This is a genomic window from Aquabacterium sp. G14 (assembly GCF_037482285.1).
In the GTDB taxonomy this organism is placed as follows: Bacteria; Pseudomonadota; Gammaproteobacteria; order Burkholderiales; family Burkholderiaceae_C; genus Aquabacterium.
The window spans coordinates 395,037-407,471 of record NZ_JBBEYB010000001.1; the positions used below are offsets into that span (position 1 = coordinate 395,037).

At 66.4% G+C, this 12,435-nt stretch carries 9 protein-coding genes; 1 reads left to right on the forward strand and 8 read right to left on the reverse strand.

All coding sequences use genetic code 11. The annotated features are described in order from the left end of the window. Positions 1-26: 26 nt before the first annotated feature. The 7 genes from WIT60_RS01810 to WIT60_RS01840 form a co-directional block, all read right to left on the reverse strand. Complete coding sequence (locus WIT60_RS01810) at positions 27-1,469, reverse strand: GGDEF domain-containing protein (RefSeq protein ID WP_339582234.1); 1,443 nt, start codon at positions 1,467-1,469, stop codon at positions 27-29. A gap of 234 nt (positions 1,470-1,703) precedes the next feature. Then, positions 1,704-2,897, reverse strand: a complete 1,194-nt coding sequence (locus WIT60_RS01815) for an acyl-CoA dehydrogenase (RefSeq protein WP_339582235.1) — start codon at positions 2,895-2,897, stop codon at positions 1,704-1,706. 35 nt (positions 2,898-2,932) lie between these two features. Beyond that, entirely contained in the window at positions 2,933-4,636 is a 1,704-nt protein-coding gene (locus WIT60_RS01820; protein ID WP_339582236.1) for a long-chain fatty acid--CoA ligase, read from the reverse strand. Positions 4,637-4,652: 16 nt separating this feature from the next. Next, positions 4,653-5,789 (reverse strand): acyl-CoA dehydrogenase family protein, encoded by a 1,137-nt coding sequence (locus WIT60_RS01825; protein ID WP_339582237.1) that lies wholly within the window; start codon positions 5,787-5,789, stop codon positions 4,653-4,655. Positions 5,790-5,814: 25 nt separating this feature from the next. Further along, the gene (locus WIT60_RS01830) at positions 5,815-7,011 is read right to left on the reverse strand and encodes an acyl-CoA dehydrogenase family protein (protein ID WP_339582238.1); all 1,197 of its coding nucleotides are present in this window, start codon (positions 7,009-7,011) and stop codon (positions 5,815-5,817) included. A gap of 21 nt (positions 7,012-7,032) precedes the next feature. Beyond that, the gene (locus WIT60_RS01835) at positions 7,033-8,235 is read right to left on the reverse strand and encodes an acetyl-CoA C-acyltransferase (protein WP_339582239.1); all 1,203 of its coding nucleotides are present in this window, start codon (positions 8,233-8,235) and stop codon (positions 7,033-7,035) included. 53 nt (positions 8,236-8,288) lie between these two features. Beyond that, a complete protein-coding gene (locus WIT60_RS01840) occupies positions 8,289-10,406 on the reverse strand; it encodes a 3-hydroxyacyl-CoA dehydrogenase NAD-binding domain-containing protein (protein WP_339582240.1) in 2,118 nt (705 codons plus the stop codon). Between the two features lie 166 nt (positions 10,407-10,572). Here WIT60_RS01840 and WIT60_RS01845 point away from each other — a divergent pair, with 166 nt between their 5' ends. Beyond that, a complete protein-coding gene (locus tag WIT60_RS01845; protein WP_339582241.1) occupies positions 10,573-11,466 on the forward strand; it encodes a LysR family transcriptional regulator in 894 nt (297 codons plus the stop codon). Between the two features lie 13 nt (positions 11,467-11,479). Here WIT60_RS01845 and WIT60_RS01850 read toward each other — a convergent pair whose 3' ends face one another. Beyond that, positions 11,480-12,430: a diguanylate cyclase gene (locus tag WIT60_RS01850; RefSeq protein ID WP_339582242.1), complete on the reverse strand. Its 951-nt coding sequence runs from the start codon at positions 12,428-12,430 to the stop codon at positions 11,480-11,482. Positions 12,431-12,435 lie beyond the last annotated feature (5 nt).

Here is a 12,435-nt window from a genome sequence, read left to right on the forward strand (position 1 = left end):
GCTGATCTGGTGATCCGGTGATCGGCTCAGCCGTTCGCCGGATCGCGGTGCACCACGCGGTTGCGGCCACCCTGTTTGGCCGCGTACAGACGTGCATCGGCCATCTGGACGGCGGCGTCCTGGTCGTCCTGTGCGGGGTCGGACATGGCCAGCCCCACGCTGATGGTGACCAGTCCGGCGGTGGGGTCCGGCGCGTTCTCGACCGCCTGGCGCAGTTTCTCGGCCACCAGGCAGGCGCCTGCCTCATCGGTGTGAGGCAGCAGGACGAGGAACTCGTCGCCGCCGAAACGTGAGACGAAGTCGCTCTCCCTCAAGGGGCCGCGCAGGCATTGCGACACCCGCTGCAGCACCTGGTCGCCCACGGCATGGCCATGCTGGTCGTTGACCCGTTTGAAGTGGTCGACGTCGATCATGAGCACGGCGTAGGGCAGGTGGCTGCGTTTCATGCGCAGCAACTCTTCGCGCAGGCGTTCGTTGGCCGCCAGGCGGTTGGGCAGGCCCGTGAGCACATCGTGGCGGGCCAGGCGGTGCAGCGCGGCATTGGCCTGCGCCAGTTCGGCGGTGCGGGCCTCGACCTTGGATTCCAGCTCGGCGTTGAGCTGGCGAATCTGCGCCTCGGTGTGGTGACGCAAGCTGGCATCGATGCACAGGCCTGTGAAGTGAACGGGCTCCCCGCTGGCGTCGTAGCTGACTTGTCCGTAGGCGTCGATCCAGCGGACCTCGCCCGAGGTGAGCACGATGCGGTAGGAGGCGACGAACGGACGGTGCTCCCGGATGGATTCTTCGAGGGCGAGCTCGGCGTCGGGCAGATCGTCCGGGTGGACCAGGGCGCGCCAGGTGTCGAAGTTGGGCGGTGCGTGTTGTGGGTCGAGGCCAAACAGCTGGAACAGGGCTGGCGACCAGTTGAGGCGCTCGGTGCGTATGTCCCAGTCCCAGGCGCCGGCCCCTGCGGCGCGCTCGGCCATCTGGAGCAACTCCTGGGTTTGGCGCAGAGCACGTTCCTGCTCGTAGCGTGCGGCCGCTTCGCGTTCAGCACGCAGCGCCAAGCGGGTTTGACGTTGCTCGGTGACGTCCTCCACCATGGCCAGAAAGCACGGCGGCTCGCCCTCGGCCACGGTCACGCGGGTTTCGTTGACGTGCACCCACACCACAGTGCCGTCGGGGTGAACGTAGCGCTTGTCGCGCAGGAAGCAGGGGATCTGGCCCTGGCGCAGTTGTGTCTTGTGCTCGATCTCCAGAGGCAGGTCGTCCGGGTGGGTCAGGTGCATCCAGTCCTGCCCCCGCAGTGCATCGCGGGAGCGGCCGGCCAGGTCGGCGAAGCGCTGGTTGAGGTCGATGATGCGGTCGGTGGCCGGGTCGATCAGCACGATACCCAGGTGGGATTGCTCGAACACCGTGCGCCACAGCGTTTCAGGCTTGGCCGTGACCAAGGGCCGAAGCGAGGCAAGTGGGAGCTGGTGAGCGCGCATGGCGGGTACGGGAGGCGCCGGCTGGGGCACTTATCAACGACAGGCCATTGTGAGGGGTGCTGCTCACGTTCAACATGTGAAAACTACCCGGAGTGACCGGGATTTTTCACGATGACCCCACTTTGACGCGTGCAACGCAAACAGCCCCTCGCAAGGGGCTGTGGGGACTGCCGGGGCCGGCGCGGGTGGTGCGCCCGCCCTGGTCAAGTGGCGATCAGCGCGCGATCAACGCGATCAGAAAGCGGCCGAGCCGGTGATCGCACGGCCCAGGATCAGGGCGTGGATGTCGTGCGTGCCTTCGTAGGTGTTGACCACCTCGAGGTTGACCAGGTGACGGGCCACGCCGAACTCGTCGGAGATGCCGTTGCCACCCATCATGTCGCGCGCCATGCGGGCGATGTCCAGCGACTTGCCGCAGTTGTTGCGCTTCATGATCGAGGTCACTTCGACCGGGGCCTTGCCGGCGTCCTTGAGGCGACCCAGGGCCAGGCTGCCTTGCAGGCCCAGCGTGATCTCGGTGAGCATGTCGGCCAGCTTCTTCTGGATCAGCTGGTTGGCGGCCAGGGGCTTGCCAAACTGCTTGCGGTCCATCACGTACTGACGGGCGCGGGTGTAGCAGTCTTCGGCCGCACCCAGGGCGCCCCAGGAGATGCCGTAGCGGGCGCTGTTCAGGCAGGTGAAGGGGCCCTTCAGACCACGCACTTCGGGGAAAGCGTTTTCTTCCGGCACGAACACTTCGTCCATCACGATCTCACCGGTGATGGAGGCACGCAGGCCGACCTTGCCGTGGATGGCCGGAGCGCTCAGGCCCTTCCAGCCCTTTTCCAGCACGAAGCCGCGGATGGCGTCCTTGCCGTTCTCATTGCACTGCGCCCAGACCACGAACACGTCGGCGATCGGCGAGTTCGAGATCCACATCTTGGAGCCGCTGAGCTTGTAGCCGCCTTCCACCTTGGTGGCGCGGGTGATCATGCTGCCAGGGTCGGAGCCGTGGTTGGGCTCGGTCAGGCCGAAGCAGCCGATGTACTCACCGGTACACAGCTTGGGCAGGTACTTGCGCTTGGTCGCTTCGGTGCCGAATTCGTTGATGGGCACCATCACCAGCGAGTGCTGCACGCTCATCATCGAGCGGTAGCCCGAGTCCACGCGCTCGACTTCACGGGCCACCAGGCCGTAAGAGACGTAGTTCAGACCGGAGCCGCCGTACTCGGTGGGGATGGTCACGCCCAGCAGGCCCAGCTCGCCCATTTCACGGAAGATGGACGGGTCGGTCTTCTCGTGACGGAAAGCTTCGAGCACGCGCGGGGCCAGCTTGTCCTGGCAGTAGGCGCGGGCGGCGTCGCGCACGGCGCGTTCGTCTTCAGTCAGTTGTTGTTCCAGCAGCAGGGCGTCATCCCATTGGAAAGTGGCTTTGGCGTGTGCAGACATGAGGGGTTCCTTAGGGTGGTGGCAGGGCAGAGGGGTCAGGCCTGAGCGGCCGAAGGGTGGCTGAGCTCGCGGTCTTGCAGCTCACGCCACTGGATCTTGCCCGAAGCGGACTTGGGCAGGTGGTCGACAATGGTGACAATGCGGGGGCTCTTGTAGGCGGCCATGTGGTCATGGGCCCATTCAACGATCTTTTGTTCGGTGACGGTGCCGACGTGATCGGGCTTGAGCACGACGACGGCCTTGACGGTTTCACCACGGCGTGGGTCTTGCGCCGCGATCACGCAGGCTTCCTGGATGGCCGGGTGGTGATACAGCATGGCTTCGACTTCGGCTGGCCAGACCTTGAAGCCCGAGGCATTGATCATGCGCTTGAGGCGGTCGACCATGAAGAAATAGCCGTGCTCGTCGGCATAGGCCAAGTCGCCCGTGCGCAGGAAGCGCTTGCCGTCGATCTCGACGAAGCTGTCGCGGTTGGCGTCAGGGGCGCGCCAGTACTCGCGCATGACCTGGGGGCCGTGCACGATGATCTCGCCGATCTCGCCCGCGGGCAGTTCGGCGAAGGTGGCGGGGTCCACCACGCGCGCATCCACATCGAAAATGGGGATGCCCAGGCACTGCTTCATCGGGCGCTGTGTGGGGTTGATGTGGGTGGCCGCCATGGTCTCGGACATGCCGTAACCCTCGATGTAATCGGCCCCCACCAGGTTCTTGAGCTTTTGTGCGATGGCTTCGGGCATGGCCGCGCCGCCACCGCCCACGCTGTTCAGGCTGGACAGGTCGAACGCATCGAGATTCGGGTGGGACAGCATGTCCACCACCATGGTCGAGATCAGCTGGGCGGCCGTCACCTTGTAGCGGCCGATGCACTGCAGCGCCACGTCGCGGTCCCAGCGCGGGATCACGATGGCGGTGGCGCCCAGGTAGATCGCGCCATTGAGCGCGTTCTGCATGCCCGTCACGTGGAAGAAGGGCAGCACCGCGAGCATCACGGTGTCAGCGCTGGACTTGAGCCACACGTGGCGCGCGATGGTGTTGTACATCACGCTGCGGTGCGTGTGCACGCAACCCTTGGGATGGCCGGTGGTGCCTGATGTGTAGGGCATCACGGCCATGTCGTCGGGGCCGGCCGTCATGGGGCTGGGCGACAGGTTGGCGGCCAGGGCGTCCATCCAAGCCACGGCGCCTGCATCGCCGAAGGTGCGACGCGGTTCGGTCACGAAGGGCGGCACGCGCAGGTCGGTCGGCTCGGTCAGGTAGTCGCTGTAGGTGGCGACGATGGCGTGGCGCAGGCCTTCGCTGTCTGGCGCCTCGTGCACGCCTTCGTTGAGCAGGGGCTGCACGTGGTGGTACAGGTCCTGCGGTACGAAGATGGTGGTGGCCTGGGCATCTCTGACGTAGTGACGGAGTTCGTCTGTCAGGTTCATCGGGTTGACCGGCACCACCACCGCGTCAGCGCGCAAGATGGCGTAGTACGCCAGCGCGTACTGCGGGCTGTTCTGCATGTACAGCAGGACGCGATCGCCCTTGCGCACCCCGCAGACCTGCTGCAGGTAGCCGGCCAGCCGCTCGGTCTCGACATGGAACTGCCCGTAACTCAGGGGCGTGTCGTAGAAGATGAAGTACGGCTTGTCGGGGTGCTGCGCGGCAGCACGCTCGACGTTGGCGTACAGGTGCGTGGCGGGGACGTCCAGGTGCCGGGGCACTTGGTCGGGCCAGTGAGCAAGGTGGCGATCGGACATGCTGTCAGTCTGAGGCTCAGGCCTGACCCAGCGCGATGAAGCGCTGCAGGTGGTGGTCTTCGTCACCCAGCACGTGGTCGATCATGACCAGACGCTTGGCGTAGTGCGGCATGGGCAGCTCCCAGGTCACCCCGATACCACCATGCAGCTGGATGGATTCTTCGGCCACCAGCGTACCAATCTTGCCCACCGAGTACTTGGCTGCCGACAGGGCGCGCTCACGGGCGATGCGGTCGTCGCCGTCCAGTGCCGAGGCGGCGTTGATCACGGCCGAGCGGGCCTGTTCGATTTCGAGCAGCACGGTGGCCATGCGGTGTTGCAGGGCCTGGAAGCTGCCGATGACCTTGCCGAACTGCTTGCGGGTCTGCAGGTACTCGATGGTGGCCTTCTTGCACACTTCCATCGCGCCCAGGGACTCGGCGGCCAGGGCCAGCAGGCCACGACCGACGGCGTGCTCCAGCGTGGCATGGCCTTGGCCTTCGGCGCCCAGCAGGGCGGAGGCGGGCACACGTACCTGGCTGAACGTGACTTCACCCGCGCGGGTGCCGTCCACATTGCCGTACGCACGGATGCTCAGGCCGGCGGTACCCGCGGGCACGACGAACAGCGAGATGCCGGCCTCATCGGCCACGTCGCCGCTGGTGCGGGCCGAGACGATGATCTGCTGGGCCTGGTCGGCGAAGGGCACGACCGCCTTGGCGCCGTCGATCACATAGTGGTCGCCGTCACGGGTGGCACGGGTGCTGACGCGGTTCAGGGCGTAGTGGGCATCGGCTTCTTCGTGGGCCAGCGTGGCGATCAGGCCACCGCCGATGATCTCTTCGATCAGGGCCTTTTGTGCGTCGTTGCCAGCGTGGGCCAGCGCGGAGCCGGCCAGCACGGCCGTCGCCAGCACAGGCTCGACCACCAGGCCGCGGCCCAGCGATTCGAACACGGTGACGATGTCAAAGCCGGTGCCGCCGAAGCCGCCTTGCTCTTCGGTGAACAGGGCACCGATGAGGCCCAGTTCGGCGAACTTGGCCCACTGCTCGGCGCTGTAGCCGGTGGCCGACTTGCTGATGGCGTGACGGGTTTCGATGCTGTACTGCTCGGCCAGGTAGCGGTCGAGCGAATCAGCCAGCATGCGACGGTCGTCGGATTGGTTGAAGTTCATGGTTGTGTTCCTCGCCAGTCGATGCTTACAGACCCAGGATCATCTTGGAGATGATGTTCTTCTGGATTTCGTTGGAGCCGCCGTAGATCGACAGCTTGCGGTAGTTGAAGTAGTGCGATGCCGCAAAGGCCGACTCTTGCGGGCCGATGGGCTCGCCGGTGTAGCCTTCGTCCAGGGCTTCGGCGATGTAGGGCAGCGCATGCACGCCCAGCGCACGACGCGCCAGAGAGAACAGTTCCTGACGGATCTCGGTGCCCTTGATCTTGAGCATCGAGCTTTCTGCACCCGGCACACCGCCACCGGCCACGGCGGCGATCACGCGCAGGTTGGTGGTTTTCATGTTCTCCAGGTCGATCTCGACCTTGGCCAGGCGGGCGGCGAACAACGGATCCTGATCCAGCGGCTTGCCATTTTTCATCACGCGGCTGGCGAGGTGCTTGAGGCGATCCAGGCCAGCGACCGAGTGACCGACACCGGCGATGTTGGTGCGCTCGTGGGTCAGCAGGTACTTGGCGCAGTCCCAGCCCTTGTTCTCTTCGCCCACCAGGTTTTCAACGGGCACCTTCACATCGGTGAAGAAGACTTCGTTGATCTCGTGCTCGCCGTCGAGCGTGATGATGGGGCGGATCTCGATGCCGGGGGTGGCCATGTCGATCAGCAGGAAGCTGATGCCTTGCTGCGGCTTGGCTTCGCGGTCGGTGCGCACCAGGCAGAAGATCATGTTGGCGTGCTGGCCCAGGGTCGTCCAGGTCTTTTGACCGTTGACGATGTAGTGGTCGCCATCGCGCACGGCGCTGGTTTTCAGCGAGGCCAGGTCAGAACCGGCACCGGGCTCGGAGTAGCCCTGGCACCACCAGTCCTGACCATTGAGGATGCGAGGCAGCCAGTAGCGCTTTTGCGCTTCGTTGCCGTACTTGATGATGACGGGGGCGACCATGGCCACACCGAAGGGCTGGATGCGGGGCGTGTGGGCCAGCGCGCATTCGTTGTCGAAAATGAACTTCTCGACGGGGTTCCAGCCCGTGCCGCCGTATTCGACCGGCCAGCCCGAGGCCAGCCAGCCCTTCTTGTTCAGCAGGGCGTGCCACTCTTCAAAGTCGGCCTTGGTGAAGCGCTTGCCAGCGTCGCCTTTTTCTTTCAGGCGGGCGGGCACTTCGTCGTTCAGGAAGCGTTGCACCTCGGCGCGGAAGGCTTCTTCCTGAGGGGTGAAATTCAGGTCCATGTTGGTGCTCCTCGGGGCGTTTTAGAAAATTTCGAACAGACCGGCGGCGCCCATGCCGCCGGCAATGCACATGGTCACGACGGCCCACTTGACCTTGGGGTCCTGGGCCTTGCGGCGACGGCCCTCCAGCAGCACGTGGCCGACCATGCGGGCGCCGCTCATGCCAAAGGGGTGGCCGATCGAGATGGCGCCACCGTTGACGTTGAGGCGCTCTTCGGGGATGCCGAGCTGTTGCTGGCAGTAGATGGACTGCGAGGCGAAGGCTTCGTTGACTTCCCACAGGTCGATGTCTTCGACCTTCAGGCCATGGCGGGCCAGCAGCTTGGGCACCGCGAACACCGGGCCGATGCCCATTTCATCGGGCTCGCAGCCGGCCACGGCAAAGCCGCGGAAGGCACCCAGCGGCTGCAGGCCCAGGCGCTCGGCTTCCTGGCTGTCCATCAGCACGCAGGCCGATGCGCCGTCCGACAGTTGCGAGGCATTGCCCGCGGTGATGAACTGGTCGGGGCCGCGCACCGGGGCCAGCTTGGCCAGGCCTTCGTAGGTGGTGTCGGCGCGGTTGCAGGTGTCGTGGTCGATCGAGACTTCCTTGTAGGAGACCTCTTTGGTGTCCTTGTCGGTCACGCCCATGGTGGTCGTCACCGAGATGATCTCGTCCTTGAAGATGCCGGCGGCCTGGGCCGCGGCGGTCTTTTGCTGGCTGGCCAGCGAGAACTGGTCCTGGGCTTCGCGGCTGATGCCGTAGCGCTGGGCCACCACGTCGGCCGTCTCGATCATGGTCATGTACAGATCGGGCTTGTGCTCCAGCAGCCAGGGGTCGATGCCCGACTCCAGGCCGGTGCCGTCAGGGCGACGCAGGCCGGAGATGCTCTCCATGCCGCCAGCGACCATGACGGGGGCGCCGTCCACGATGATGCGGCTGGCCGCGGTGGCCACGGCCATCAGGCCTGAGGCGCAAAAGCGGCTGACGGTGGCGCCGGCGATGGTGAGCGGCAGGCCGGCGCGCAGGGCGCTGGTGCGGCCCAGGTTGCGGCCGCTGCGGCCTTCGGGGTAGCCACAGCCGATGATGATGTCTTCGATCAGGGCCGGGTCCATGCCGGCGCGCTCGACCGCGGCCTTGACGGCAAAGGCCGTCAGCGTGGTGCCGGGGGTGACGTTGAATTCGCCCCGGTGGGCTTTGGTCATGGGGGTCCGTGCCGTGGACACGATGACGGCTTGGCGCATGATGCGGGTCTCCTAGATGTTCTGCGGTGAGCGGCGGTTCAGGCCGTGTGAGATCAGGCCTTGTTCAGGCTGTCGAAGTTCTTGCCTTCTTGCACCAGCTTGACCAGCAGCGGGGCCGGTTGCCAGAACAGCGGGTCTTCCTTGGCGAAGGCTTCGATGTCGGCCAGGATCTGCGGCAGGCCGACCAGGTCGGCGTACTTCATCGGGCCGCCCTTGTAGCGGGGGAAACCGTAGCCATAGACCAGGGTCACGTCGACATCGAGCGGGCGCAGGGCGATGCCCTCGGCCACCACCTTGGCGCCTTCGTTGACCATGGCGGCCACGTAGCGGCGCTCCAGCTCTTCGCGGGTGAAGGTGCGCGGGGTCACGCCGGCCTTGGCGCGCTCTTCGGCGATGATGGGGTCAACCGCCGGGTTGGGCTTGCCGCCGCGGGTGCCGGCTTCGTACACATACCAGCCCTGGCCGGTCTTCTGGCCGAACCAGCCGCGCTCGCACAGCTTGTCGGCGATGTGCACATAGCGGGCCTTGGGGTCACGCGTGGCGGCGCGGCGCTTGCGCGTCGCCCAGCCGATGTCGCCACCGGCCAGGTCGCTCATCTCGTACGGGCCCATCGGGTAGCCGAAGGCGCGCACCATCGCGTCGATCTCGAACGGCGAGGCGCCGTCTTCCATCATGTAGTCGGCGGCCTGGCGGTACACGGCCAGGATGCGGTTGCCGATGAAGCCGTCGCACACGCCGGCGCGCACCGGCACCTTCTTGAGCTTCTTGGCCAGCGCAAAGCCGGTGGCGACCACGTCGGCGCTCACCTTGGCGGGCACCACGATCTCCAGCAGCTTCATGATGTTGGCCGGCGAGAAAAAGTGCAGGCCCACCACGTCTTGCGGACGCGAGACGCTGTTGGCCACCTCGTTGATGTCCAGGTAGGACGTGTTGGTGGCCAGCACGGCGCCGGGCTTGCAGACGCGGTCGAGTTCGGCGAACACGGCCTTCTTGACGCCCATGTCTTCGAACACGGCTTCGATGACGATGTCGGCATCGGCCAGCGCGTCGTAGCTCGTCGAGCCGTGGAAGCGCGCCAGGATGGCGGCCTTGCCTTCTTCGCTCAGGCGGCCCTTGGCGATGGCCCCATCGTACACCTTGGCGACGCGCGACTGGCCCAGGGCCAGGGCGGCGTCATCGCGCTCGATCATGGTCACGCTCAAGCCGGCGTCCAGCAGGGAGACGGCGATGCCGGCGCCCATGGTGCCGCCACCGATCACGCCGACCTTCTGGAAGGGGCGGGGCTTCGCGGACTGGGTCTCGGGCGACTTGGTGACTTCACGCTCGGCAAAGAACACGTGGACCAGACCGGCACGCTGCGGGCTGTTGAGACACTGGGTGAACAGCTCACGCTCGGTGGCCAGGCCTTCGGCAAAGGGCTGGTCCAGGGCGGCTTGCACGCAGTCCACGATCTTGGCGGGCGAGAACAGGCCCTTCTTCTTGGCCACGTCGGCACGGGCGGCATCGATGGCAGCTTGCTGCGCAGCGCGGTCGTCCAGGGCGGCGGTCTGCTCACCGGTGCGGCGGATCGGGGCGCCATCGGCCAGCAGGCTGCGGGCGTAGGCAATGCCTTCGGCGGCGATGTCGTCGCTGGTCGCGATGTGGTCGATCAGGCCCAGGCGCAGGGCTTCCTTGGCGCCAGCGTGGCGACCGCTGAGCATCAGGTCCAGGGCGGCGGCGGCGCCAGCCAGGCGCGGAGCGCGTTGCGTGCCACCGGCGCCGGGCAGCAGGCCCAGGTTCACTTCGGGCAGGCCGATCTTGGCGGTTTCGACGGCCACGCGGTAGTGGGCCGACAGGGCGATTTCCAGGCCACCGCCCAGTGCCGCACCGTGGATGGCGGCGATCACCAGCTTGTCCGAGGCTTCGATCTGGTTGCACACATCGGGCAGCGCAGGCGCTTGCGGGGGCAGACCGAACTCGCGGATGTCGGCACCGGCAATGAAGTTGGCCCCCGAGCCGGTCACCACGATGGCGTGGACGTCGGCGTTCTGGTTCAGTTCGGTGAAGGCTTGCTGCAGGCCTTGGCGCACCGCTGTGCTCAGGGCATTGACGGGCGGGTTGGAGATCTTCACCAGGGCGATGTGATCGCTCACGGTGGTCTGGACAACGGGCGCGGCAGCGGTGGGTTCCATGGTGGTGTGTCTCTTTCTTGGAGCAGAAAACGACCCGGGCCGGACGGCCAGCAGGTTGACACGGATTGTTCGACAGGGGCGCTGTCTTGACAATCCCTTCAGGCATTGACAGACTGTCAAGCAGAATTTGACAGTTGGCCCGCTCGATGGGCCGCTCTATTGCGCTATGGAACTGCAGTCCCTGTCGATGTTGGTCGAAATCCTCGACGCTGGCAACCTCTCCGAGGCTGCCCGGCGTCTGAAGATGAGCCGCGCCAACGTGAGCTACCACCTTAACCAGTTCGAGCGCGCCGTGGGGCAGCAGTTGGTGCGCCGCACCACCCGCCGCATCGAGCCCACCGAGATCGGTCTGCGCCTGTACGAGCACGGCCGTCAGATCCGAAACGAGCTCGAAGCGGCCCGCGAAACCGTCACCACCCTGGGCCAGACCCTGCAGGGGCGGGTGCGCCTGAGCGTGCCCAGCGGCTACGGTCAGCTGGTGATGGCGCCCTGGCTGATCGACTTCAAGCGCGCCTACCCCGGCATCGTGCTGGACGTGGTGTTTGAAAACCGCGTGGTCGACCTGATGCGCGACGAGGTGGACATTGCCGTGCGCGTGATGACCGACCCGCCCGACAACCTGGTGGCGCGCGACATGGGCTCGGTGCGCTACGTGGCCTGCGCCACGCCGGGCTATGCCCAGGCCCAGGGCATGCCGACCACGCTGGAAGACCTGTCACGGGCGCCGCTGATCACCTCCGCGGTGGTGGGGCGGCAGCTGCGCCTGGCCGCCTACCTGGAAGGCGAGCGCCACGAGGTGCAACTCGCGCCCACCCTCACCAGCGAAAACTTCCTGTTCCTGCGCGAGGCCATCGTGGCCGGCCTGGGCGTGGGCCTGGTGCCCGACTACGTGGTGCAGGACTTGGTCGAGCGCGGCGAGATGGTCACCGCCCTCGACAACTGGAAGCTCAGCATCTTCGGCACCAAGATGTACATGCTCTACATGCCCAACCGGCACCACACCCGGGCGGCATCCACCTTCATCGACTTCATGCTCGAGCAGGCGCGTCGCGCGGCATGAGCGAGGCCTGGACTCAGCCCAGTACCGCGTGGCAGGCCCGCGCCCGGCCCTCGGCCTTGGCGCGGTAGAGCTGGGCATCGGCCAGGGCCAGCAGGGCGGCCGCATCCTCGCGGGAGCTGGGTGTACGCACGGCCAGGCCCGCGCTGATGGTCAGGACCTCGGCCACGGTTGAGGCAGGGTGAGCGATGGCCAGCTCGCGCACGGCCAGCTTCATGCGCTGGGCCACCTGCCAGGCGCCGTCCAGGTCGGTGTCGGGCAGCAGGCAGGCGAACTCTTCGCCGCCGTAGCGGCACACCACATCGCCGGGGCGCAGGGCCGTCGCGGTCAGGGCGTGGGCGACCTGGCGCAGGGCCTCGTCGCCACGCTGGTGCCCGTGCACGTCGTTGTACTGCTTGAAAAAGTCCACATCGATCAGGATCAGGCTCAGGGGCTTGCCCGTGCGCTGCGCCCGGCCCCACTCGTCGCTCAGCCGCTCATCGAAGTAGCGGCGGTTGAAGACGTGGGTGAGCGCGTCGATGAAGACCAGGCGCTTGAGCAGGTCGGTCTGGCGCTTGAGGGTCAGGTGGGTGCGCACCCGCGCGCGCACCACCGCCGGGTTGATGGGCTTGGTGATGAAGTCCACGGCCCCGGCGTCCAGGCCGCGGGTCTCTTCCTGGGCTTCGTGGTGGGCCGTGACGAAGAGCACCGGGATGTCGCGGGTGGCGCTGTCCTGCTTGAGCTGGCGGCAGACCTCGTAGCCGTCCAGGTCCGGCATCATCACGTCGAGCAGGATGACGTCGGGGCTTTCCTGTCGCGCCGTCTGCAAGGCCTGCGTGCCCGAGGTGGCCATGAAGACCTGGTAGTCGTCGGCGAAGACGCGGTAGAGCACCTGGATGTTGGTGGGCTGGTCATCGACCACCAGCAGCCGGGGCTTGCGCTCGGGCTCTTTGAGCAGATCTGCTAGGGCGGCATCGACAGGCAGCATCCGTG

Bases quoted from the DNA above. Each gene is read 5' to 3' on its own strand.
- WIT60_RS01840 (WP_339582240.1), bottom strand. From the start codon at position 10,406: ATGGAACCCACCGCTGCCGCGCCCGTTGTCCAGACCACCGTGAGCGAT.
- WIT60_RS01825 (WP_339582237.1), bottom strand. From the start codon at position 5,789: ATGAACTTCAACCAATCCGACGACCGTCGCATGCTGGCTGATTCGCTC.
- WIT60_RS01830 (WP_339582238.1), bottom strand. From the start codon at position 7,011: ATGGACCTGAATTTCACCCCTCAGGAAGAAGCCTTCCGCGCCGAGGTG.
- WIT60_RS01815 (WP_339582235.1), bottom strand. From the start codon at position 2,897: ATGTCTGCACACGCCAAAGCCACTTTCCAATGGGATGACGCCCTGCTG.
- WIT60_RS01850 (WP_339582242.1), bottom strand. From the start codon at position 12,430: ATGCTGCCTGTCGATGCCGCCCTAGCAGATCTGCTCAAAGAGCCCGAG.
- WIT60_RS01810 (WP_339582234.1), bottom strand. From the start codon at position 1,469: ATGCGCGCTCACCAGCTCCCACTTGCCTCGCTTCGGCCCTTGGTCACG.
- WIT60_RS01835 (WP_339582239.1), bottom strand. From the start codon at position 8,235: ATGCGCCAAGCCGTCATCGTGTCCACGGCACGGACCCCCATGACCAAA.
- WIT60_RS01820 (WP_339582236.1), bottom strand. From the start codon at position 4,636: ATGTCCGATCGCCACCTTGCTCACTGGCCCGACCAAGTGCCCCGGCAC.
- WIT60_RS01845 (WP_339582241.1), top strand. From the start codon at position 10,573: ATGGAACTGCAGTCCCTGTCGATGTTGGTCGAAATCCTCGACGCTGGC.